Genomic DNA, 21,519 nt, shown 5'->3' on the forward strand with positions numbered 1-21,519 from the left:
GCAAGCCACGTCACAGGCCGACCCACAGAATCGCGCGTTCGCGGTCCGAGGCGAGCGAAGCGCTCGGATTCGATCCGGAGGGTCTCAGTTCGCGCTTGATATTGTTGATGAAAATCAGGCCGGCGCCTGACGAAATCTTGGTCGGAGTGGCAGGATTCGAACCTGCGACCCCTGCGTCCCGAACGCAGTGCTCTACCGGGCTGAGCCACACTCCGACAAGAGGCCGGCTTATAGCGTCGACCTTCGCCCTTCGCAAGCGGGCGAATTGCGATATGAACCGGGGATGACCCTCGATTTGCACACCAGGACCCTGCCCGCCGGGGACGCGGCGGCTTCGGCGGCCGCGGATTGCCTGCGCGGCGGCGGATTGATCGGATTTCCGACCGAAACCGTCTACGGGCTCGGCGCCGATGCGGCGAATCCGGCCGCAGTGGCCCGGCTCTACGCCGCCAAGGGCCGACCTTCGTTCAATCCGCTGATCGCCCACGTCGCGAACCTGAACGCTGCGCGAAAAATCGCCCGATTCGACGCGATCGCGCTGAAACTCGCCGAGGCGTTCTGGCCGGGGCCGCTGACGCTGGTGCTGCCGAAGACGGAGTGCTGCACGGTGTGTGACCTCGCCACCGCAGGGCTCGACAGCGTCGCGGTGCGGATTCCGGCGCATCCGGTGGCGCAGGCGATCCTGCGCGCGTTCGGCGGCGCCGTGGTGGCGCCCTCGGCGAACCGCTCCGGGCACGTGTCGCCGACCGCCGCCGCGCATGTGCTGGCCGATCTCGACGGGCGGATCGACCTGATCGTCGATGGCGGGCCGGTCGATGTCGGCGTCGAATCGACCATCGTGAGCTGCCTCGGCGCGCCTCGGCTGCTGCGCCCCGGCGGCGTGCCGCGCGAGGCGATCGAGCGGCTGCTCGGCGTCGCGCTGGCCGAGCCGCAGCCGACGCCGGCGGGCGACGACGCCCCGCTGGCGCCGGGGATGCTGGCCTCGCATTACGCCCCTCGCGCGCAGGTCCGGCTGGACGCCAGCGAGGTCCGTCCCGGCGAGGCGCTGCTCGCGTTCGGCCCGGTCGCGCTGCCGGGCGCCGAGACGGCTGCCGCCATCCGTAACCTGTCGCCGGCCGCAGATCTGACCGAGGCGGCGGCGAACCTGTTCGGGTTCTTGCGCGAGCTCGACGCCGGCGGCGCACGCGCGATCGCGGTGATGCCGATCCCGCATCACGGCCTCGGCGAGGCGATCAACGACCGGCTGCGCCGCGCCGCGGCGCCGCGGGATTGATCGGCCGGCCAATGTGGTGAAGTGTCGGCCGGGCACCTCCCGCCGCGATGGGAGGGGCTCAAACACCAGGCTCGACGGACAACGCCCATGAACATCGCCAATCCGCAGCCGGCCGCTGCGCTGTCGCCTGAACTGCTGGCGCGCTTTGCCGCGATCGTCGGCGACAAACATGCGCTGACCGACCCGACCGAGCTCGAAGCCTATGTCACCGAGGAGCGCAATCTGTATCGCGGCCACTCGCCGCTGGTGCTGCGCCCGGGCTCGACCGCGGAGGTCGCGGCGATCTGCAGGCTGGCGCACGAGGCGCGGGTCGCGCTGGTGCCGCAGGGCGGCAACACCGGCCTGGTCGGCGGCCAGACGCCGCATCACGGCGAGGTGGTCGTGTCGCTGACGCGGATGAACGCGATTCGCGAAGTCGATCTCGCCTCGAACACCATGACGGTGGAAGCCGGCGTCATCCTGCAGCATGCGCAGGAGCGCGCGGCGAGCGTCGACCGGCTGTTCCCGCTGTCGCTGGGCGCGCAGGGCAGCTGCACCATCGGCGGCAATCTCGCGACCAATGCCGGCGGCACCGCGGCGCTCGCCTATGGCCTCGCCCGCGACATGGCGCTCGGCATCGAGGTCGTGCTCGCCGACGGCCGCATCCTCGATCTACTGTCGAAGCTGAAGAAGGACAATACCGGCTACGATTTGCGCGACCTGTTCATCGGCGCCGAAGGCACGCTCGGCATCATCACCGCGGCGACGCTGAGGCTGTTTCCGAAACCGCGCGCGGTCGCGACCGCCTTCGTCGGGCTGCCATCGCCGGCGGATGCGCTGAAGCTGCTCGGCATCGCGCAAGCCGAAGCCGCGGGCGCCCTCACCAGCTTCGAACTGATCGCCGAGATCGCGCTCGATTTCTCGGTGCGCCACGCCGCCAACCGCGATCCGCTGGAGAGCCGGCATCCGTGGTACGTGCTGATCGAATTGTCGTCGATGCGCGACGACGCCAGCGGCGCGCTGGAGGCCATCCTCGAACAGGGCTTCGAGGCCGGCATCGTCACCGACGCCGCGATCGCCGCGTCGGGCGCGCAGCAGCAGGCGTTCTGGAAACTGCGCGAGGAGATCTCGCCGGCGCAGAAGCCGGAGGGCGGCTCGATCAAGCACGACGTCTCGGTGCCGGTCGCCGCGGTGCCCGAGTTCATCGACCAAGCCAATGCAGCGGTGGTGAAGCTGATCCCCGGCGCGCGGCCGGTGCCGTTCGGCCATCTCGGCGACGGCAACATCCACTACAACGTCACCCAGCCGGTCGGCGCCGACAAGGCCGAGTATCTGGCGCGCTGGCACGAGGTCAACGGCCTCGTCTACGCCATCGTGCTGCGGCTCGGCGGCTCGATCTCGGCCGAGCACGGCATCGGCGTGCTGAAGCGCGACGACCTCCCGGCCGTAAAGGACAAGACCGCGATCGAACTGATGCGCGCCATCAAGGCGACGCTCGATCCGCTCGGCATCATGAACCCGGGCAAGGTGGTGTAGGGCACCCTAAAACAGCGACCCCTGCCCGCCATCATCAGATGCCGATGCCTTGGGCTTCGCGGCAGGCCTGGTCCGCGCGCTTTTCGGCACCGCGACCGGCGCCTCGGAGAGTATCTCCTCTTCCGAAATCGGCAGGATCAGTTGCGGATTGTCGTTGGCGACGCGGTTGACGGCGGTCGAGACCGGATGCCAGACGAAGGCGCCGTCCGGCGGCGGGCGCAGCAGCGCGACGGCGCTTTCCGCATCGACCTCGGCGCAATCCAGCCAGGCCGCGTAGTCCTGCGGGGCGATCGTCACCGGGACGCGGTCGTGCAGTTCGGCCATCCCGCCGCGCGCGGCCGTGGTGACGATGGCGATGGTGTCGAGCTCTTCGCCGTTCGGTCCGACCCAGGTCTCCCACAACCCGGCGAAGCCGATCGGCCCGCCACCCTGCGAATGGATGAAATACGGCTGCTTGCGTGCGCCCGCCGCTTTCCACTCATAGTAGCCGTCGCTCGGGACCAGGCAGCGCCGCCGCCTGATCGCGTTCCGGAACGCCGGCTTGTCGAGCACGGTCTCGGAACGCGCATTGACCAGCAGCGTGAATTGCCGCGGATCCTTGACCCAGGATGGCAAAAAACCCCAACGCATCAGGCGAAACCGGCGCGCACCGTTGTCGATCAACACCACCGGAACCGGCTGTGTCGGCGCGATATTGTAACGCGCCGGAAAGTTCGGCTGGTCTGCATAGCCGAACGCTTCGCGGATCGCCGCGGGTGCTGAAGTAATGACAAAGCGTCCGCACATCTGCGCAATGTTCCGAGGCCGCGTCTTCAGAGCCTATTAACTTGGTCAATCCAAGAATACCACCGATGTCGTCGATGCAACCAATTCCGTCAGCGAACGCAAGCACTCCGGTCGGCGTGGACACCACCGCGCGTGCTGCGCAACTCGGGGCGGCCAACATCAATCCCAGAACCGGCCTCGCCACCGACTATCTCAATCACTTCAACGAAGCGGTGATGCTGCTTGAAATGATTCCCGACATGCCGGAATGTGCGGAGGATTTTCTGGGCTGGCATCCGTTGTCCTATGCCGAGCATTTCAGGGCGTCGAACTTCAGGGCTCGCGACCTCGCGATCGAGGCCTATGAAACCGCCGATCCCGGCATCCGCTCGGATTTCGACGACATCGTCACCAGCATGACCCGGATCCTCACCGCCGTCGGCGATGCGATGCGCGGAGCCCGGCAGGACGCCACCCGCGCCCGGCTCGCCGAGGAGGCGGTCGGCTGGATCAAGCCGATGATCGGGCGTGCCGGCGGCGTCATCAACGGCCAGGGCAGCGAAGCCGACATCGACTACATCATGGCGCATTGATAGCCGTGTCGACGCCCGAGCCGCCGCGCCATCCGCAGATCGCCGTCAGCGCCTCGATCTTCCGCGACGGACAGGTGCTGCTGGTGCGGCGTGCGCGCTCGCCGGCGCGGGGATTCTACTCATTGCCGGGCGGCCGGGTCGAATATGGCGAGACGCTGCAGAACGCGCTGGCGCGCGAGGTCGCCGAGGAAACCGCGCTGACGATCGCGATCGACGGCCTTGCGGGGTGGCGCGAGGTCGTGCCCGGGCCGGCCAATGCCGGGCACTATGTGATCCTTTCGTTCGCGGCGCGATGGATGGCCGGCGAACCGGCGCTGAACGACGAACTCGACGACGCCGTCTGGGTCGCCCCCGACGCCATCGGCACATTCCGGACCACCGAGGGCCTGGCCGCGATCGTCGCCAGCGCCCGCCGCCTGATCGGAACCTGACGGCCCGCGTGCGGCTTGCCGCTGTGGCCGAAACAGCCTATCAGGCCGCGTCGGGATCCCCTCATGCTGAAGCGCCTGCTTGCTGTTGTCCTCGTCGCTGCGACCTGCAGCCTTGCGCCCGCACGGGCGCAGGAGGGCGCCGCGCCGTTCGATGCCGATTTGCAGCGATTCGCCGAGATCCTCGGCACGCTGCATTATCTGCGCGGGATCTGCGGCAGCAACGAAGGCGCCAAATGGCGCAACGAAATGCAGGCATTGATCGACGCCGAAACCCCCTCCGGCGAACGCCGCACCCGGCTGATCGCAGGCTTCAACCGCGGCTATAACGGGTTCCAGCAGACCTACCGGACCTGCACGCCGGCCGCCCAGGTGGCGATCCGCCGCTATCTCGAGGAGGGCTCGCGGATTTCCCGAGATCTGACCGCGAGATACGCGAACTGATCGGCCGGTCCCCGGGATTATCCCGCGCCATTAACCTTTCCTAAAGATCTGCCTAGCTCCTCGGCGTGTGCGTGGTAACAGTTGGACATCGCCGATCCGCAGTGGATCGCGCCGACCTTGTTGAGTTTCATGAGCCTTACGACTTATCCGATCGATCGCGACATGCAGACCGACCGCGACCAGAAGCAGACCGCGCTGAGCTATCTCAGCGAAGCGTGGGCAGAAGCTCTCCACGAGGGCGTCGACGGAGACTGCCTGGCGCAGGCCAGCCTGTTCACCGCCTTTGCGGAACTGGTCGGCACCTATGGCGAGGACGCGGTGGCGAAGTTCGTCGAAGGTCTGCCCGGCCGGGTTCGTAACGGCGAGTTTTCGGTCGCGCTGGCCAAGCAGTAGCCGTCATCTGCAAGCGCACTTTCAAGGCGGCAAGCGCACTTTCAAGGCGCATTGCATGGGATTGCCGGCGCGACCCGTCAATCCATCATCCTCGAAAACAGCGATTCGTGCCCGGATCAGGTCCGGGCAGACGGCGCCGTTGGCCGCCTCAATTGCGAGCGAACGCCTGCAGCCCCTTGAAGGTGAGCCGTTTCGGGTCCTTGACCCCGGCCAAGTAAAACCTGCGGATGAACTCGGTCACCGCTGCGCGATCACATCCGGTCAAGGCGACGATGGCATCGACCGCGGTCTTCTGAGCTTCCATCTGGAATCCCCCTCAAGCGTATCGGTCACTCGACGACCCGGCGATCGTTGCGACGTTGGAAGTCTGCGCCTCTTTCGTTGATTTCCTGTTAACCAACTGTTCGGAGCTCCGCTTCGGCGTGCGCGGCCGAATCGTCTGCTGTGATCATCACGGAGAATTCCCGCGGGAGGGATACGCAGAATCCCGGACTGCGGTTCCGTGCCGCATTCACAAATCGTGCGTTATCGCATCCGCGCGTGGCGGAACGCCGGACGGCAATCTTGATCGCTATCGCAGCGTCAGGGCTTCAGCGTTTCCAGAAACCGCACCGGCTCGCCGGTCGCGGGCGTGGTCAGTTCGCCCTGCCACATCACCTTGGCGCCGCGGACGAAGGTGCCGACCGGCCAGCCGGTGACGCGAACGCCGTGATAGGGCGTCCAGCCGGCGCGCGAGGCGACCCAGTCGTCGGTGATGGTCTCGCTGCGCTTGAGATCGACGATGGTGAAGTCGGCGTCATAACCCGCGGCGATGCGGCCCTTGCAGGCGATGCCAAACAGCCGCGCCGGGCCGGCGCTGGTGAGATCGACGAAGCGGGCGAGCGACAGCTTTCCGGCATGGACGTGATCCAGCATGGTCGGCACCAGCGTCTGCACGCCGGTCATGCCCGATGGCGAGGCCGGATAGGTCTTGGCCTTTTCCTCCAGCGTGTGCGGCGCGTGGTCCGAGCCGAGCACGTCGACCACGCCCTGCGCGAGGCCATGCCACAGCCCGTCGCGATGCCAGGCGTCGCGCACCGGCGGATTCATCTGCGCCTTGGTGCCGAGCCGCTCGTAGCACTCCGGTCCGACCAGCGTGAGGTGATGCGGCGTGACTTCGACCGACGCGACATCCTTGTGCTCGCGCAAAAATTCCATCTCCTGACGGGTCGAGACGTGCAGCACGTGGATGCGCTTGCCGGTCTCGCGCGCGATCGCCACCAGCCGCTGCGTCGCCGTCAAGGCCGCGACGTCGTCGCGCCACACCGGATGCGAGCGCGGGTCGCCCTCGATGCGTTCGCCCTTGCGGTCGTTCAGCCGATACTCGTCCTCGGCGTGGAACGCCGCGCGGCGCTGGATCACCGACAGGATACGGCGCAGGCTCGGATCATCCTCGACCAGCAGACTGCCGGTCGACGAGCCGATGAACACTTTCACGCCGGCGCAGCCGCGGGCGCGCTCGAGCTGCGGCAACTCCTCGACATTGTCGCGGGTGCCGCCGATGAAGAACGCAAAGTCGCAATGCATCCGGTGTTCGGCGCGGGCGACCTTGTCGGTGAAGGTCTCAGCCGTGACCGTCAACGGATTGGTGTTCGGCATTTCGAACACCGCGGTGACGCCGCCCATCACGGCGCTGCGCGAGCCTGTTTCGAGGTCTTCCTTGTGCGTGAGGCCCGGCTCGCGGAAATGCACCTGGGTGTCGATCACGCCCGGCAGCACATGCAGGCCGCGGCAATCGATGGTTTCGCCGGCCGAGGCCTGGCCGAGCGAGCCCAGCGCCGCGATCCGGCCGCCGCTGATGCCGATGTCGCCGATGCCTTCGCCGTCATGATTGACGATCGTGGCGCCCTTCAGAATGGTGTCGAATGTGGCGGTCATGGCCCGTCGATGCCCCTTCAGTGGTCCGGCGCGAGTCTTGCTAGTCTTGTTGGCCGGAGCCCGGCCGCTTAACTTGAAATGTCTTATCCAGCCGGCGGGTTTCCGCAAGGAAGTTCCTGACCGGCGCCACGAGAGAATGCAATGAAGGCAGCCCTCCTCCCCGACCGCGGCGTAATCAAGATCAGCGGAGCCGATGCGCGGCATCTGCTGAACGGCCTGGTCACCACGGATCTGACGCTGCTCGAACCGGGGCTCGGCCGGTTCGGCGCGCTGCTGACGCCGCAGGGCAAGATTGTGAGCGATTTCTTCATCACCGAGATCGCCGCGGAAGATGATGGCGGCTTCCTGCTGGATTGCCCGAAAACGCTGGCCGAACCGCTCGCCACCAAGCTGAAATTCTACAAACTGCGCGCCAAGGTGCTGATCGAGAATCTGTCCGACCGGCTCGGCGTGCTCGCGGTGTGGGAAGGCACACCGGCCGGAACGCCGGAACCGGCCTTCGTCGATCCGCGCAACGATCGGCTCGGCTGGCGACTCATCGTGCCCGAACTGCTGGCGCGGAAGACCGCCGAAGCTATCGGCGCGGCGATGGTGGATGCGGCCGCCTACCAGGCGCATCGCATCGCGCTGGGCGCGCCGGCGGGCGGCATCGACTTCGCCTATGGCGACGCCTTCCCGCACGAAGCCAACATGGACCGCCTGCACGGCGTCGATTTCAGTAAGGGGTGCTACATCGGCCAGGAGGTGGTGTCGCGAATGCACCATCGCGGCACCGCGCGCACCCGGATCGTGCGCGTGCTGCTCGACGGCGCGGCGCCGCAGCCCGGCAGCGACATCACCGCCGGCGACAAGAGCGTCGGCACCATGGGCTCGTCGGCCGAGGGCTGCGGGCTGGCGCTGCTGCGGATCGACCGCGTCGCCGATGCCCGCGAAGCGGCGGTGCCGCTCAGCGCCGGCGGCATCGCGTTGCAGCTCGCCGACCCGGACGAGTTGAAGCCGGCCGTGCGAAAGACCGTGGCATGAGCGGCGCGCGCGTTCACCCCGACGGCCTCACCCGCTGCCCGTGGCCGGGCGACGATCCGCTGTATGTCGCCTATCACGACACCGAATGGGGCGTGCCGGAATACGACGACCGCGCGCTGTTTGAGAAGCTGATTCTCGACGGCTTCCAGGCCGGGCTGTCGTGGATCACCATCCTGCGCAAGCGCGACAATTTCCGCCGCGCCTTCGACGATTTCGATCCGGAGAAGATCGCGCGCTACGACGCCGAGAAGGTTCAGGCGCTGATGAACGACGTCGGCATCGTCCGCAACCGCGCCAAGATCGACGGCGCGATCGGCAGCGCCAGGGCCTGGCTGAAGATCCAGGAGGAAGGCCCGGGCTTCTCGAAGTTCCTGTGGGATTACGTCGGCGGCGCGCCGAAGGTCAACGCGTTCAAGACCACGTTGAGCGTGCCGGCCTCGACGCCGCTGTCGGTGAAGATCTCGAAGGATCTGTCGGCGCGCGGATTCAAATTCGTCGGCCCGACCATCGTGTACGCGTTCATGCAGGCGGTCGGCATGGTCAACGATCATCTGGTGAGCTGCCATTGCCACGCCCGTTGCGGCGCAGCAAAGCGACCGGCGCGACGTTCTGCAGCGCCGGCTCGCAAGACGGCGATTCGTCAGCGTTGATCCGCGACCCGCTTGATCACCAACTCCGACAGGCTGACGACCAGCTCTTTCAGAGTCTCGTTCTCATGCCGCAGTTCCTGCAGCAGAGTTTCGGAGGCGGCCTGACGGTGTCCGTCTTCAGCCCGAGAAGGTTCCGCTTCGCGGCGACCGTTCATTCCCATGGCATTCCCCCTTCGCGCACACCACCACCAGCACCAAGAGAGTCGAGCGTAGTTATGAGATCGTGCAGAACTGAGCCGAGACGGTGGCTTAGTTCGGGCAAGATAGCCTATATGTCGGCCGACTTGCTGCCCCCGATTGATCATCATCCCGAACTCTACCTGGCCTTGCCATGACCTCCGCCACCAGAACTGCCGCCACCAAGACCGTCACTACCAAGACTGTCGCTGGCAAGACGGTCACTACCAAGACTTCGCCGGCCGCGGCGCGGGTGTGGCAGCGGATGCTGTCGGGCCGCCGGCTGGATCTGCTCGATCCGTCGCCGCTCGACGTCGAAATCGCCGATATCGCCCACGGCCTGGCGCGGGTGGCCCGCTGGAACGGCCAGACCAGCGGTGCGCACATCTTCTCGGTGGCGCAGCATACGCTGCTGGTCGAGGCGGTGATGCGCGAGAAGTGCCCCCGGGTCGACGCCCGGCTGCGGCTCGCGGCGCTGCTGCACGACGCCCCCGAATACGTGATCGGCGACATGATCTCGCCGTTCAAGGCGGTGATCGGCGAGTCCTACAAGGCGGTCGAGCGGCGGCTGCTCGCCGCGATTCACATCCGATTCGGGCTGCCGGCGGTGCTCGACGATTCGATCGAACGCCAGATCAAGGCCGCCGACCGCGGCGCCGCCTTTCTCGAGGCCACCCACCTCGCCGGCTTCACCAAGGCCGAAGCCAAGCGGCTGTTCGGCAGCGATCCCGGCCTGCCGCCCGCGATGGTCGACGATTATCTGACGCCCTGGTCGGCCGGAAAGGCGGAGAAGCGGCTTCTGGCGCGCTTCGAGGCGCTGTACAGCTAGCACGCGGGTCCGATCGCATTGTTCCCGGAAGCCGGCGCCGTCATCGCGCTTTCACCTGCTGCGGCGCAGGATTAGGATCGCGCAACTCCGGAAGGCCCCATGATTCACGTCTGCTCCCTTGCGGCATTGCACCCCACCGTCGCGGCGACCGGCGCCAGCCACATCCTGTCGGTGATGGCCAATGTCGGCCAGGTGCAGCGGCCGCCGTCGGTGCCGGAAGCCAACCATCTGCGCATTTCGATGGACGACATCACCGAGAACATCGACGGCTTCGTCGCGCCCAACGAACAGCACATCACCCAGGTGCTGGATTTCGTCCGGGCCTGGGACCGCGCCGCGCCGCTGGTGGTGCATTGCTACGCCGGCATCAGCCGCTCCACCGCCAGCGCCTTCGCGGCCGCCTGCGCGCTCAACCCGCATCGCGACGAAATGGTGATCGCGCAGCAGATCCGCGACGCTTCGCCGAGCGCCTTCCCGAACCGGCTGATCGTGACGCTGGCCGATCGCGCGCTCGGGCGCGAGGGGCGGATGCTGCGGGCGCTGGACCGGATCGGCCCCGGCAATCTCGGCATCGAAGGCCAGCCGTTCCTCATCGATCTCGAATGACGATCGAAGACCGCATGAGCGACAAGACCGGCGACAAACTCCCGATTCCGATCGAGATCGGACTGACCGCCGCGATCGTCGCGATCGAGAGCAACGAGCCGCTGATCCTGACGGCGTCCGGCGGCAATGATCTGATCGGTCTGCCCTATGGACCGTTCGACGCGATCTCCCACCGCACGCTCGATATCGGCCTGCGCGCCTGGGTGGAGGAGCAGACCGGGCTGCGGCTCGGCTATGTCGAGCAGCTCTACACGTTCGGCGACCGCGGCCGCCATGCGCGGCTCGGCGACACCGACGTCCACGTCGCATCGATCGGCTATCTGGCGCTGACCCGCGCGGTCGACAACACCGCCCGCGCGGCGGGGGCGACCTTCGAGCCGTGGTACCGCTTCTTCCCCTGGGAAGACTGGCGCGAAAAGCGGCCGGAGATCATCGAGCGCGACATCATCCCTGAACTCACCGCCTGGGCCGGCAAGGCCGAACAGCCCGACACCGCACGCGCCCTCGCCCGCAAGGATCGCGTGCGGCTGTATTTCGGCATCGACGGCGCGCAATGGGACGAAGAGCGCGTGCTCGACCGCTACGAATTGCTCTACGAAGCCGGGCTGATCGAAGAGTCGCGACGCGACGGACGGCCGGCGGCGCTGGGGCGCGCCAAATTGCCCTCGCTCGGCGTGGCGATGCGGTTCGATCATCGCCGCATCCTCGCCACCGCGATCGCGCGGCTGCGCGCCAAGCTGAAATACCGCCCGGTGGTGTTCGAGCTGCTGCCGCCGGAGTTCACCCTCACCGAGTTGCAGCACACCGTCGAAGCGATCTCGGGGCGGATTCTGCACAAGCAGAATTTCCGCAGGCTGGTCGAGGCCGGCGCGCTGGTCGAACCGACCGGCGAGATGTCGACACAGACAGGCGGACGGCCGGCGGCGCTGTTTCGCTTCCGCCGCGAAGTGCTGCAGGAGCGGCCGGCGCCCGGCCTGCGCGTACGCGGACGGCGCTGACGATGTGATAGGAAGCGAAGCGCCCCGATCCGGGCCGGTCGCCTGGAGATGTGATGTTCGAACTGCTGACGCTCGTGATCGCCCTCGTCGCGCTGGTGCTGGCGCGCAAGGCGAACAACCGCTCCCAGGAGTTGCAGGCGCGGCTCGCGGCGCTGGAGGCAGGCCAGCCGCTGGCGGCCCGCACGCAGCCCGCTGCGGCGCCTGTGCCGGACGCGGGCGTTGCTGCAGATGCACCGCTGGCCCCCGATTCGCAACCTGCAGATGCCGAATCCGCAGCGGCTGGACCGATGGACGGCGAGAGCGTCGTGGCCGGCGGCGAACCCGTCGCGGCCTCCGTGCCTTCGGAGCCGCCGCTTGCGCCCGAGCCCAGACCCGGCTTCGAGGAACGCATCGGCACCCGCTGGGTGGTGTGGGTCGGCGGCCTGACGCTGGCGCTCGGCGGCTTCTTCCTGGTGCGCTACTCCATTGAACAGGGCCTGCTCGGCCCCGGCGTGCGCGTGCTGCTCGGCGGCCTGTTCGCGCTGGCGCTGCTCGGCGCCGGCGAATGGACGCGGCGCAAGGAAGACATTTCCGATCTCCGCGCGCTGCCGATCGCCAACATTCCGGCGATCCTTACAGCCGCCGGCACCGCGGTTGCGTTCGCCACGGTCTACGCATCTTACGCGCTGTACGACTTCCTCGCCCCCGCCAGCGCCTTCATCCTGCTCGGGCTGGTGGCGCTCGGCACGATGGCTGCCGCCTTGCTGCACGGCCCGGCGCTGGCCGGGCTCGGCGTCGTCGCCGGCTTCGTGACGCCGCTGCTGGTGTCGTCGGAGACGCCGGACTATTGGGCGCTCTACATCTACCTCGCGGTGGTGACCGCCGCATCGTTCGGCCTCGCGCGGATCCGGCTGTGGCGCTGGCTCGCCGTGACGACGATCGTGCTGGCGTTCCTGTGGACGCTGCCGGGGCTCGGCGAAGGTGCGTCGACTCTGGCGCCGCTGGCCTTCCACGTCATTGCCGGCTTCGCGCTCGCCGCGCTTCTGGTGGTCTGCAACTTGCTGTTCGGCCCATCGTTCGAGGACGGCCGGATCGAACCGGTTTCATCGGCCTCGCTCGCCGCACCGCTGCTCGCAGCCGCGCTGATCGTCGTCAGCAACGGCCATGCCGACGGCGCGATGATCGTGTTCGCGCTGCTGGTCGGTGCGACGCTGGCAGTCGCGTGGCGCGCGGCGGCTGCGGCCGCGGCGGTCGGCGCGGCGGCGGTGCTGGTCGCGCTCGTGTTTCTCTCGTGGGTGGTCCGCAGCACGCCGGAATTGCTGGTGCTGTCCGGCGGTCCGCTGCCCGGGATCGATATCGACCCGATTGCAGGACCGGTGACCACGCATCTGATCACCGCGGCGATCTTTGCGATCGGCTTCGGCGTCGCCGGCGTGCTGGCGCAGGGCCGGTCGGTGAGCGCGAAAGTGCCGGTGATCTTTGCGGCTGCCGGCGTGTTCACGCCGCTGGCGCTGCTGGTCGCGCTGTATGCGCGGATCGCGCAGCTCGATCGCTCGATCCCGTTCGCGATCCTCGCCGTGCTGCTCGCGGCGGCTTACGGCGCCGCCACCGAATGGCTGAGCAAGCGCGACACCCGACCCGGGCTCGCGATCTCGACCGCGCTTTTCGCCACCGGCACGCTCGGCGCATTGGCATTGGCGCTGACCTTTGCGCTGGAAAAGGGCTGGCTGACGATCGCGCTGGCGCTGATGGCGGCCGGCACGGCGTGGATCTCGCTGCAACGGCCGATCCCGTTCCTGCGCTGGCTGGCCGCGATCCTCGCCGGCATCGTCGTGCTGCGGGCCGGCTGGGAGCCGCGCATCGTCGGCGACGCGGTCGGCACCACGCCGATCTTCAACTGGCTGCTGTGGGGCTACGGCGTTCCGGCGCTGTCGTTCTGGATCGCCAGCTTCTGGCTGCGCCGGCGCGGCGACGACGCGCCGCTGCGCATGATGGAATCGGCGGCGATCCTGTTCACCGTGCTGCTGGCGTTTCTGCAGATCCGCCACGCCGTCAACGGCGGCGACGTCTATCGCGACAGCGCCGGACTGGTCGAGGTCGCGCTGCAGGTCTGCGTGTCCCTGGCGATGGCGATCGGGCTCGAGCGGCTGCGCCGACGCAGCGGCAGCATCGTCCACAACGTCGCAGCGATCCTGCTCGCGGTGTACGCCGCACTCGCCAGCATCGGCGGACTGCTGCTGTTCGAAAATCCGATGCTGTGGTGGTCCGGCGAGATCGGCGGCCTGCTGCTGAACCAGTTGCTGCTCGGCTATGCGGCTCCGGCGCTGCTGGCGCTGCTGCTGTCCTACGCGGCGGCGGGGCTGCGCCGGCCCGCTTATGCCAACAGCTTCGCGGCTCTCGCACTGGTGATGGGCCTCGCTTACGTGACGCTGCAGATCCGCCGGCTGTATCACGGCCCCGCGCTGTGGCGCGGCGTCACCACCGACGCCGAGCAGTACGCCTATTCGCTGGCCTGGCTCGGCTGCGGCGTCATGCTGCTCGGCGCAGGCGTGCTGTTCAACTCCCAGCGTGCCCGGCTCGCCTCGGCGGTGGTGATCGGCCTCACCGTGGTCAAGGCCTTCCTGATCGACATGTCGACGCTGACCGGCGTGTACCGGGCGCTGTCGTTCATCGGGCTCGGACTGGTGCTCGTTGCGATCGGCTGGCTGTATCAACGAATCCTGTTCCGCAAGCGAGCGCAGACCAGCGCTGCAACCAGAGAGCCGTAGAGTTAGAGGGAGTCTTACGGAATCGGGCGCCTGCGTGCAGTGGTTCTAATCTACCTCTGTTGCTAACAAACTTCAGCCCCCCTACCAAAAAGTCGAATGGGTGGACTGGGGAATTCCGTGAGCAGTTTCAGAATCAGCAAGAACCGGCTGTTCGCCGGCGCCGCAACAACCGTGATTTCGCTGTGCCTCACCGGCATCGGAGCCAGTGATGGCCGGGCCCAGAGTCCGGCTTCGCACGTATTGCCTCCGGTATCCGTCGACGAGCCGCGGCAGCGGGCGCGGGTGGCCCCGCCAGCCCGGTCCCGCAATCCGCAACGACGTTCGTCCCGGATCGCAGCGCGGCCGGCGGCCGAACCGCCTGTCGCCGCGCCCGTGGCGGCGGCAGCGACGACGGCGGCGATTCACACCATCGGGACGCTGCCGGTCCCCTATGCGGGCGGCCAGGTGGCGCAGGGCGCCCGCATCGGCATGTTGGGAAATCGCAGCTTCATGGATACGCCGTTCGCCGTGACGGCCTACACGTCGCAGCGAATCCGGGATCAGGGCGCGCAGACCGTCGCCGACGTCCTCGAAGCCGACCCTTCCGTGAGAAGTACGCATTCAGCGGGCGGCCTGCTGGATTCGTTTTACATCCGCGGATTTCCGATCGGCGAAGGCAATCTCGGCGAAATCGCCTTCGACGGAATTTTCGGAATAGCTCCGACCTATCGGGTGTTCACCGACTACGCCGAGCGCGTCGAAGTCCTGAAGGGGCCGACCGCGTTCCTCTACGGCATATCGCCCAACAGCGCCGTCGGCGGCACGATCAACATCGTCCCGAAACGCGCCGGCGACGCCGATCTGACGCGCCTGACGACCGACTACGCATCCAACGCCCAGGGCGGCGGCGCCGTGGACGTTTCGCGGCGCTTCGGCGACCAGAAGGAATTCGGCATCCGCTTCAACGGCAGCGCGCGCGGCGGTGAGCTCCCGATCGACAATCTGGAGCGCAGCGCCTTCGTTGGTTCGCTGGCCCTCGACTATCGCGGCGAGAGGTTGCGCGCCACGCTCGACATCATCGGTCAGCGGGAGAATCTGACGGCGCCGCAGAGGCCGTTCTATCCGTCGTCCGGCAATTTCGCGATTCCGAGCGCGCCGAACGGCTCGCGCAATGTCCAGGCGCCCTGGGAATGGTCGAAGAGCGAGGACAAGTCGGTTCTCGGCAAGGTCGAGTACGACCTGACCGAGAACGTCACATGGTTCGGCGCGGTCGGCGGAGGCAACTCGCGCGTTCATCGGCTGTTCGGCCTGCCGACGATGCTCAATTCCGCCGGAGACGTCAGCATCCGCCCGGAGAACGCGATCTTCGACATCGACCGGCTGAGTGCGGAAACCGGCGTCCGCTCCCGCTTCGAGACCGGCGCGATCGCGCATACGATGACGCTGCAGTCCAGCTATCTCAACCAGACGCTCGATCGCGGAATCGTATCGGGGACGACGCAGTTCAGCAACATGTACAACCCGGCCTATCGCCCGGAGCAGGTCGTCGCCGACCCCACCCGGATTGCGAAGGCGTCCGAGAGCACCCTGTCGGGCATCGCGCTGTCGGATACGTTGTCGGTGCTGGACGAACGCCTGCAACTGACCGTCGGCGGCCGCTTCCAGCAGATCAGTTCCAGCAACTACAATATCAACACCGGCGCCCTCACCTCGTCGTCCGACGAGACCGCCGTGACGCCTCTGGTCGGTCTCGTGGTGCGACCCTGGAGCATGGTGTCGTTCTATGCGAACTACGCGGAAGGCCTGAGCATCGGTGAAACAGCGCCGACCAGCGCGATCAACGCCGGCGAGACGCTGGCGCCCTACAAGACGACGCAATACGAGGCCGGCACGAAACTCGACCTCGGCCGTTTCGGCGTGACCTTCAGCGCGTTCCAGATCGAGAAGCCGTTCGGCCAGCTCGAGACCATTGGTAGCAATCTGGTGTTCGGTGAAGGCGGCGAGCAGCGCAACCGCGGCCTCGAGCTCAACGTATTCGGAGAAGTCACGCCGGGCGTCCGGCTGCTCGGCGGCGCGGCGCTGATCGACGGCGAGCTGACCAGGACGACGAGCGCCGCGACGCTGGGCAACAGGCCGGTTGGCGTGCCGACGGTGCAGGCCAATCTCGGCGGCGAATGGGACACGCCGTTCGTGTTGGGCCTGACGCTGACCGCCAACGTCATCTACACCGGCGAGCAATATGTGAACACGGCGAACACGCAGATGATCCCGTCATGGACCCGGATGGATCTCGGCGCGCGCTACAAGACACTGATCGACAGGCGGCCGGTCACCTTCCGCGCGTCGGTGCAGAACGTGTTCGACAAGGACTACTGGTCCGGCGTCGCCAGCTACAGCACCATCTCGCAGGGCCTGCCCCTGACGGTCAGGCTCTCGATGACGACGGATTTCTGAATCCCGTCGTCGAGCGATGGCGATCGGGCTCGAGCGGCTGCGCCGACGCAGCGGGAGCATCGTCGCGGCGATGCTGGCGCAGAGGTGGCCATGCCGCCGCGGACCTGACGGGGCCCGGAGCCATCAACCGCTGGCGACCGGTGTTTACCGGGTCGGCCGGACCTCAGCATGTCGATCGTCCCCTCCGCTGAACCTTCCGCCGACCGGCGATGCCTCATCGTCGTCCACCCATGCAGAGGCCGTATAATCGCCGGAAACGGCGGGAACCATGCTTGGACTCGCGGCGGGCACAGCGGGAGAGGAACGAGCGATGCGGTTCAGAGGGATGTTGGCTGTCCTGGCAGCGATGTCGATGGCGGCCCCGGTCGCCCATGCGCAGTCCGTCGCGGCCGCCTGCACGGCGGAATCCGCCGCGAATGGCGCTCAGACGCTGCGCTGTCCCGGCGGCGTCGTGATTGTGGCTGAAGCCGGCGCCGACTTCGCGGTGCGCGATCGCGACCGCAACGGCGTCATCGATGCGGTCGAGCTGCGCAGCAAGGCGGTGCTGATCGATGCACCGAAACAGCGCGCCGGACGCCGCTTCGAAGTGATCACCCCGCAGGCCATCGCGGCGGTCCGCGGCACGCAATGGGCCGTCGACGTCGAGGCGGCGCGCAGTTCGGTTTTCGTCGTCAGCGGCCGGGTCGGCGTGCGTCGGCGCCAAGGCCGCGACGGCGTCGTGCTCGGGCGCGGCGAAGGCGTCGACGTTGCGGCCGCCGGCGCCCTGACGGTCCGTCGCTGGCCACAGCCGCGGGTCGATGCGCTGTTGCGGCGGCTCGGCCGATAATCATGCGGATCAAGCGGCGCGCATTGCTCCCGGGCGTCGCGCTGCTGATCGCCGGACTCTGGGGCGGCGCGCTGGGTTATCGCCAGCTCGACGGCGACATCGCGGTGCTCGAGCGGTTCGAGGCGACGATGAGCGATCTGCGCGCATTGCTGCGCGGCCAACGCGTCGCGCCCGATCTGGTCACGATCATCGTCGTCGACGACGAAACGGTGCGACGCACTGGACATTATCCGCTGCGGCGCGGAGATCTCGCCATGCTGATCGCGCGGATCGCGGCGGATCGGCCGAAGGCGATCGCGCTCGACCTGCTGCTACTCGAACAGACCACACCGGAAGCCGATGCCGCCGTCGCCTCGGCGCTCGCGCAGCGTCCGACCGCGCTGGCAGCCGCGGCGGTGTTTGCGGACGCACAGCAGACCGTGAGTGCGGGCGACGGCGGGCCGCTGTCGCGATTGCCGACTGCGGCCCGCTTCCTGATGCCGCTCCCGGAGTTCGCTGCCAGGGCCGCAATCGGCGTGGTGAATGTCGCGACCGATCAGTCCGGCACGCCGCGCGCGTTTCCCATGCTGTTTCGAAGCGACCGGCAAATCGAGATGTCGTTGCCGTTGCGCACCGTGGCGCTGGCGGTGGGTGTCGATCCGAGCATCGAATACCAGGGCATCCGGATCGGCGATCGCCTGATTCCGACCGATATCGATCACCGGTTGCCGATCGCCTTCTACGGCCGCCGCGGGACGATCCGAACGATCAGCGCAGCCGATGATCCGCTCCCCCACGATGCGATCGCCGACCGCATCGTGGTGGTCGGCGCGACCGTGACCGGCGGCAGCGATTTCTTTCCGACGCCGTTCGATCCGGTGATGCCCGGCGTCGAAGTGGTGGCGACCGCCGTCAATCATCTGATCAGCGGCGACGGAATGCTGCGCGATTACCGGGTCCGCCGCGCCGATGCGATCATTGCGGCGACCTTGCCGATGCTGCTGATCGCACTCCTGGCATGGCGCCGCAACGCGGTGGGACTGATTGCGATCGCCATCGTGCTGGCCCTCGCTTTGGGCGCGAATGTGCTGGCGTATGGCAACGGCATCCTGCTGAGTGCGTCGCTGCCGCTCGCGGCCGCCGCCCCGCCGGCGCTACTGTTCGGCGCGGTGCAGTTGTGGGCCGACCGTCGCCGGGCTCAGCACTTCGCATCGACTGCCGCGCTGTTTCAGCAGTTTCAAGCGCCAGCCATGCGCCAATGGCTGAGCCGCGATCCGGCGTTCCTGCTCGATCCGGTGCGGCAGGACGCCAGCATCGTCTTCATCGATCTGTCCGGCTTCACTGCCCTCAGCGAGACGCTCTCGGCCCAAGCGGTGCGTGAATTGCTGAAGGATTTCCACGCGCTGATGGATAGCGAAGCCACGACCCACGGCGGCATCGTGACCAGTTTTCTCGGCGACGGCGCGATGATCGTATTCGGCCTGCCGGAGCCGTCGGCTGTCGACTCCCGCAACGCCGCGTCGTGCTGCGCAAGTCTCAGCCGACGAACATGGATGTGGCTGGCGAAGCTCCCGACGGCCATTGCTGCGCAACTCCGCTTCAAGATCGGAGCGCATTGCGGCGAGATCGTCGCTTCGCGGTTGGGCGGAGACGGTCATCAGCACATCACCGCCACCGGGGATACGGTCAATGTGGCCAGCCGGCTGATGGAGGTCGCCGCTCGCTACGGCGCCGAACTCGCGCTCAGCGACGAGATGCTGCGTGCCGCCGGGTCGGACTGCATGCTGTCCAGGACCGGCGAACTGGTCGGGCCGCAGCACGAGCCGATCCGCGGCCGCGCCCGATCTCTCGCAGTCTGGCTCTGGTACGATCGCCCGGCGGTCGCCGCCGTCCCGGTGCCCGGTTCAGGCCACGCCTTGTAATCAGTCCGTCGAGCGGCGCAGTTCGGAGGCGGCCTCGACTTTCGAGGCCTCGGCCTTCGGCGGATCGAGCCGCGTCGCCTCGACGCGCGGGGTCGGCACCCGGGCGGTGACGTCGGTGTGGCGCGACGCATCGGCCTGACGGGTGCCGGGCGCGTGCAGCGAACGCGGTTGCGAGCGCGAGATCGCCCGCGCCATCATCATCTGGCCGGCGCCCTGATGGCGGAAGTCGCAATAGGCGAAGCCCATGCCGGAGACCGAGCCGCGGAAGCTGCGCTCGCCGGTCTTGTCGAGATTGAAGCAGGGGTTGAACGGGATGCCCCTGATCGACGCGCAGATCGACTGGCCGCGCACCTGCAACGTATTGCCGGGAAGCCGCATGAAGCGGTTGGGACCCGAGCCGGAGAACTGCACCGCGCCGGCGGCACCGCCGTCTTCGAACACCCGGCCGGCGCCGCGGGTGCCGTCGAAGCAGGTGAAGGCGAAAACTTTGTTGGCGACGAATTTGCGCGCCTCGTCGGCGGTCATCGACCCTGCCATCGCCGGCAGGACGGTGGCGCCGGCCATCAGGGCGCCGTATACGAAACGCGCAAACATGCCTGAACTCCTACTGGCGCGGGTCGAACTCGTTAACCCGCTCCTTACCATACAAACTGCGGCAACATTGGCGCAGCTTGGTTGGTAAAGTCTGAACGCTACGCAATTTTCACCACGATTCGACCGCGGACCTGGCCGGCCAGGACCTGGGCGCCGGCGGCGATCACCTCGTCGAGGGGAATTTCCCGGGTGATTTCCGCCAGTTTGGCACGGTCCAGATCGCTGGCAAGCCGTGACCAGGCCTGTTTGCGGTCCGGCAGCGGGCACATCACCGAATCGATGCCGTAAAGACACACACCGCGCAAAATGAATGGCGCCACCGAGCCCGGCAGATCCATGCCGGCGGCGAGGCCGCAGGCGGCGATCGCGCCGCGATACTTGGTCATCGACAGCAGATTGGCCAGCGTGGTCGAGCCGACGCTGTCGATGCCGCCGGCCCAGCGCTCCCTGGCGAGCGGCTTGGCGGGCCCGGACAGCTCGTTGCGATCGATGATCTCGGCGGCGCCGAGGTCGCGCAGATAGGCCTCTTCCGAGGTGCGGCCGGTCGACGCGACGACGTGATAGCCGAGCTTCGACAACAGCGCGATCGCGACCGAGCCGACGCCGCCAGCGGCGCCGGTGACCACCACCGGGCCGTTTTTCGGGGTCAGGCCGTGCTTCTCCAGCGCCAGCACGCTGAGCATCGCGGTGTAGCCCGCAGTGCCGATCGCCATCGCGTCGCGCGCGCTCAGCCCGTCCGGCAGCCGCACCAGCCAGTCGCCCTTGACGCGCGCCTTCTCGGCGTAGGCGCCGAGATGGGTCTCGCCCATGCCCCAGCCGTTGCAGACGACCTTGTCGCCGGGCTTCCAGTCGGGATGCGTCGAATCGAGGACGGTACCTGCGAAATCGATGCCGGCGATCATCGGGAAGCGCCGCACCACCGGCGCCTTGCCGGTGAGCGCGAGACCGTCTTTGTAGTTCAGGGTCGACCATTCGACCGCGACCGTGACGTCGCCATCCATCAGTTCGCTGTCGTCGAACTGGGCCAGCGCCGCGGTGGTGCCCTTCTCGGCCTTCTCGATCCTGATCGCCTTGAACGTCGCCATTCCGCTCCCCTTGTTTTGTGCTTTCGAATGCCGACGTGAGTTAGAGAAACTGCGGCCCGGCTGTAAAGATCGCGTTGCGCTGCAGCGATGCAAATCCGGTGAACTGATGTGACGATTTGATCCCTTCGGCCACTGGCGGAACCAAACCCGGCATGTTATATTTGATTTGCTCCTTTTGAGGATAAGTCGCATCCTCGAGGGTTTTCGAGGCGGGGTGCGGGGACGCAGACGACTCCGGAAGCGCTTCAATGCAGCGTTGGAAACTGCCGGCCGATGGGCCGGATTTCTTGGACACGGAATATGCTCAACATGAGCACATCAC

At 67.4% G+C, this 21,519-nt stretch carries 22 protein-coding genes and 1 tRNA gene; 15 read left to right on the plus strand and 8 right to left on the minus strand.

Going from position 1 to position 21,519, the window contains the following annotated elements; genetic code table 11:
• Positions 1–138 precede the first annotated feature (138 nt).
• Positions 139–215 (minus strand) — tRNA-Pro (locus tag ACTZWT_RS12930).
• A 68-nt stretch (positions 216–283) separates the two neighbouring features.
• Between ACTZWT_RS12930 and ACTZWT_RS12935 the strand changes: the two genes are divergently transcribed.
• Positions 284–1,273: an L-threonylcarbamoyladenylate synthase gene (locus tag ACTZWT_RS12935; RefSeq protein ID WP_444770088.1), complete on the plus strand. Its 990-nt coding sequence runs from the start codon at positions 284–286 to the stop codon at positions 1,271–1,273.
• An 87-nt stretch (positions 1,274–1,360) separates the two neighbouring features.
• Positions 1,361–2,788: an FAD-binding oxidoreductase gene (locus tag ACTZWT_RS12940; RefSeq protein WP_444770089.1), complete on the plus strand. Its 1,428-nt coding sequence runs from the start codon at positions 1,361–1,363 to the stop codon at positions 2,786–2,788.
• A gap of 6 nt (positions 2,789–2,794) precedes the next feature.
• Here the strand turns inward: ACTZWT_RS12940 and ACTZWT_RS12945 are convergent, their stop codons facing one another.
• Positions 2,795–3,574 carry an SOS response-associated peptidase gene (locus tag ACTZWT_RS12945; protein WP_444770090.1) on the minus strand — a complete coding sequence of 260 codons (780 nt, stop codon included), beginning with the start codon at positions 3,572–3,574 and terminating at the stop codon, positions 2,795–2,797.
• Between the two features lie 65 nt (positions 3,575–3,639).
• Here ACTZWT_RS12945 and ACTZWT_RS12950 point away from each other — a divergent pair, with 65 nt between their 5' ends.
• The 4 genes from ACTZWT_RS12950 to ACTZWT_RS12965 all read left to right on the plus strand — a co-directional run bounded on the left by ACTZWT_RS12950 (position 3,640) and on the right by ACTZWT_RS12965 (position 5,411).
• The gene (locus ACTZWT_RS12950) at positions 3,640–4,146 is read left to right on the plus strand and encodes a hypothetical protein (RefSeq protein ID WP_444770091.1); all 507 of its coding nucleotides are present in this window, start codon (positions 3,640–3,642) and stop codon (positions 4,144–4,146) included.
• A gap of 5 nt (positions 4,147–4,151) precedes the next feature.
• Positions 4,152–4,577 carry an NUDIX hydrolase gene (locus ACTZWT_RS12955; RefSeq protein WP_444770092.1) on the plus strand — a complete coding sequence of 142 codons (426 nt, stop codon included), beginning with the start codon at positions 4,152–4,154 and terminating at the stop codon, positions 4,575–4,577.
• 63 nt (positions 4,578–4,640) lie between these two features.
• Positions 4,641–5,018: a TIGR02301 family protein gene (locus ACTZWT_RS12960; protein ID WP_444770301.1), complete on the plus strand. Its 378-nt coding sequence runs from the start codon at positions 4,641–4,643 to the stop codon at positions 5,016–5,018.
• A gap of 129 nt (positions 5,019–5,147) precedes the next feature.
• On the plus strand, positions 5,148–5,411 hold the full coding sequence (locus ACTZWT_RS12965; RefSeq protein ID WP_444770093.1) for a hypothetical protein: 264 nt from the start codon (positions 5,148–5,150) through the stop codon (positions 5,409–5,411).
• 148 nt (positions 5,412–5,559) lie between these two features.
• On the opposite strand, the gene ACTZWT_RS12970 is transcribed toward ACTZWT_RS12965, so the two are convergent.
• Positions 5,560–5,715 (minus strand): hypothetical protein, encoded by a 156-nt coding sequence (locus ACTZWT_RS12970; protein WP_011440024.1) that lies wholly within the window; start codon positions 5,713–5,715, stop codon positions 5,560–5,562.
• 278 nt (positions 5,716–5,993) lie between these two features.
• A complete protein-coding gene (locus ACTZWT_RS12975) occupies positions 5,994–7,328 on the minus strand; it encodes a dihydroorotase (RefSeq protein WP_444770094.1) in 1,335 nt (444 codons plus the stop codon).
• Positions 7,329–7,469: 141 nt separating this feature from the next.
• Between ACTZWT_RS12975 and ygfZ the strand changes: the two genes are divergently transcribed.
• Together ygfZ and ACTZWT_RS12985 are read left to right on the plus strand one after the other, a co-directional pair.
• Positions 7,470–8,351, plus strand: coding sequence for a CAF17-like 4Fe-4S cluster assembly/insertion protein YgfZ (gene ygfZ, locus ACTZWT_RS12980; protein ID WP_444770095.1), 882 nt, complete (start codon positions 7,470–7,472; stop codon positions 8,349–8,351).
• Positions 8,348–9,001 carry a DNA-3-methyladenine glycosylase I gene (locus ACTZWT_RS12985; protein WP_444770096.1) on the plus strand — a complete coding sequence of 218 codons (654 nt, stop codon included), beginning with the start codon at positions 8,348–8,350 and terminating at the stop codon, positions 8,999–9,001. Before ygfZ ends, ACTZWT_RS12985 begins: the two co-directional genes overlap by 4 nt.
• On the opposite strand, the gene ACTZWT_RS12990 is transcribed toward ACTZWT_RS12985, so the two are convergent.
• Complete coding sequence (locus ACTZWT_RS12990; protein ID WP_444770097.1) at positions 8,992–9,162, minus strand: hypothetical protein; 171 nt, start codon at positions 9,160–9,162, stop codon at positions 8,992–8,994. The genes ACTZWT_RS12985 and ACTZWT_RS12990 overlap by 10 nt on opposite strands.
• 281 nt (positions 9,163–9,443) lie before the next feature.
• Here ACTZWT_RS12990 and ACTZWT_RS12995 point away from each other — a divergent pair, with 281 nt between their 5' ends.
• From ACTZWT_RS12995 to ACTZWT_RS13025, 7 genes are all read left to right on the plus strand, one after another.
• The gene (locus tag ACTZWT_RS12995) at positions 9,444–10,007 is read left to right on the plus strand and encodes a YfbR-like 5'-deoxynucleotidase (RefSeq protein WP_444770302.1); all 564 of its coding nucleotides are present in this window, start codon (positions 9,444–9,446) and stop codon (positions 10,005–10,007) included.
• Positions 10,008–10,106: 99 nt separating this feature from the next.
• Positions 10,107–10,613 carry a tyrosine phosphatase family protein gene (locus ACTZWT_RS13000; RefSeq protein WP_444770098.1) on the plus strand — a complete coding sequence of 169 codons (507 nt, stop codon included), beginning with the start codon at positions 10,107–10,109 and terminating at the stop codon, positions 10,611–10,613.
• A complete protein-coding gene (locus ACTZWT_RS13005; RefSeq protein ID WP_444770099.1) occupies positions 10,610–11,611 on the plus strand; it encodes an NUDIX hydrolase in 1,002 nt (333 codons plus the stop codon). Before ACTZWT_RS13000 ends, ACTZWT_RS13005 begins: the two co-directional genes overlap by 4 nt.
• A gap of 53 nt (positions 11,612–11,664) precedes the next feature.
• On the plus strand, positions 11,665–14,358 hold the full coding sequence (locus ACTZWT_RS13010) for a DUF2339 domain-containing protein (protein ID WP_444770100.1): 2,694 nt from the start codon (positions 11,665–11,667) through the stop codon (positions 14,356–14,358).
• A 117-nt stretch (positions 14,359–14,475) separates the two neighbouring features.
• Positions 14,476–16,791 (plus strand): TonB-dependent receptor, encoded by a 2,316-nt coding sequence (locus ACTZWT_RS13015; protein ID WP_444770101.1) that lies wholly within the window; start codon positions 14,476–14,478, stop codon positions 16,789–16,791.
• A 325-nt stretch (positions 16,792–17,116) separates the two neighbouring features.
• Positions 17,117–17,617, plus strand: a complete 501-nt coding sequence (locus ACTZWT_RS13020) for a FecR domain-containing protein (protein WP_444770102.1) — start codon at positions 17,117–17,119, stop codon at positions 17,615–17,617.
• Between the two features lie 2 nt (positions 17,618–17,619).
• Positions 17,620–19,518 (plus strand): CHASE2 domain-containing protein, encoded by a 1,899-nt coding sequence (locus ACTZWT_RS13025; RefSeq protein WP_444770103.1) that lies wholly within the window; start codon positions 17,620–17,622, stop codon positions 19,516–19,518.
• On the opposite strand, the gene ACTZWT_RS13030 is transcribed toward ACTZWT_RS13025, so the two are convergent.
• The 3 genes from ACTZWT_RS13030 to ACTZWT_RS13040 form a co-directional block, all read right to left on the minus strand.
• A complete protein-coding gene (locus tag ACTZWT_RS13030) occupies positions 19,519–20,112 on the minus strand; it encodes a hypothetical protein (protein WP_444770104.1) in 594 nt (197 codons plus the stop codon).
• A gap of 98 nt (positions 20,113–20,210) precedes the next feature.
• The gene (gene acuI, locus ACTZWT_RS13035) at positions 20,211–21,197 is read right to left on the minus strand and encodes an acrylyl-CoA reductase (NADPH) (RefSeq protein ID WP_444770105.1); all 987 of its coding nucleotides are present in this window, start codon (positions 21,195–21,197) and stop codon (positions 20,211–20,213) included.
• A 40-nt stretch (positions 21,198–21,237) separates the two neighbouring features.
• Positions 21,238–21,492 (minus strand): hypothetical protein, encoded by a 255-nt coding sequence (locus ACTZWT_RS13040; RefSeq protein ID WP_444770106.1) that lies wholly within the window; start codon positions 21,490–21,492, stop codon positions 21,238–21,240.
• Positions 21,493–21,519: the final 27 nt, after the last annotated feature.

Source organism: Rhodopseudomonas sp. NSM (assembly GCF_052445935.1).
In the GTDB taxonomy this organism is placed as follows: Bacteria; Pseudomonadota; Alphaproteobacteria; order Rhizobiales; family Xanthobacteraceae; genus Rhodopseudomonas.

Coding starts and splice junctions, on each gene's coding strand:
- ACTZWT_RS12960 (WP_444770301.1), top strand. CDS start 4,641: ATGCTGAAGCGCCTGCTTGCTGTTGTCCTCGTCGCTGCGACCTGCAGC.
- ACTZWT_RS13005 (WP_444770099.1), top strand. CDS start 10,610: ATGACGATCGAAGACCGCATGAGCGACAAGACCGGCGACAAACTCCCG.
- acuI (WP_444770105.1), bottom strand. CDS start 21,197: ATGGCGACGTTCAAGGCGATCAGGATCGAGAAGGCCGAGAAGGGCACC.
- ACTZWT_RS12950 (WP_444770091.1), top strand. CDS start 3,640: ATGTCGTCGATGCAACCAATTCCGTCAGCGAACGCAAGCACTCCGGTC.
- ACTZWT_RS12935 (WP_444770088.1), top strand. CDS start 284: ATGACCCTCGATTTGCACACCAGGACCCTGCCCGCCGGGGACGCGGCG.
- ACTZWT_RS13000 (WP_444770098.1), top strand. CDS start 10,107: ATGATTCACGTCTGCTCCCTTGCGGCATTGCACCCCACCGTCGCGGCG.
- ACTZWT_RS12985 (WP_444770096.1), top strand. CDS start 8,348: ATGAGCGGCGCGCGCGTTCACCCCGACGGCCTCACCCGCTGCCCGTGG.
- ACTZWT_RS12970 (WP_011440024.1), bottom strand. CDS start 5,715: ATGGAAGCTCAGAAGACCGCGGTCGATGCCATCGTCGCCTTGACCGGA.
- ygfZ (WP_444770095.1), top strand. CDS start 7,470: ATGAAGGCAGCCCTCCTCCCCGACCGCGGCGTAATCAAGATCAGCGGA.
- ACTZWT_RS12945 (WP_444770090.1), bottom strand. CDS start 3,574: ATGTGCGGACGCTTTGTCATTACTTCAGCACCCGCGGCGATCCGCGAA.
- ACTZWT_RS12940 (WP_444770089.1), top strand. CDS start 1,361: ATGAACATCGCCAATCCGCAGCCGGCCGCTGCGCTGTCGCCTGAACTG.
- ACTZWT_RS12975 (WP_444770094.1), bottom strand. CDS start 7,328: ATGACCGCCACATTCGACACCATTCTGAAGGGCGCCACGATCGTCAAT.
- ACTZWT_RS13020 (WP_444770102.1), top strand. CDS start 17,117: ATGTTGGCTGTCCTGGCAGCGATGTCGATGGCGGCCCCGGTCGCCCAT.
- ACTZWT_RS13010 (WP_444770100.1), top strand. CDS start 11,665: ATGTTCGAACTGCTGACGCTCGTGATCGCCCTCGTCGCGCTGGTGCTG.
- ACTZWT_RS12995 (WP_444770302.1), top strand. CDS start 9,444: ATGCTGTCGGGCCGCCGGCTGGATCTGCTCGATCCGTCGCCGCTCGAC.
- ACTZWT_RS13030 (WP_444770104.1), bottom strand. CDS start 20,112: ATGTTTGCGCGTTTCGTATACGGCGCCCTGATGGCCGGCGCCACCGTC.
- ACTZWT_RS12965 (WP_444770093.1), top strand. CDS start 5,148: ATGAGCCTTACGACTTATCCGATCGATCGCGACATGCAGACCGACCGC.
- ACTZWT_RS12990 (WP_444770097.1), bottom strand. CDS start 9,162: ATGGGAATGAACGGTCGCCGCGAAGCGGAACCTTCTCGGGCTGAAGAC.
- ACTZWT_RS13025 (WP_444770103.1), top strand. CDS start 17,620: ATGCGGATCAAGCGGCGCGCATTGCTCCCGGGCGTCGCGCTGCTGATC.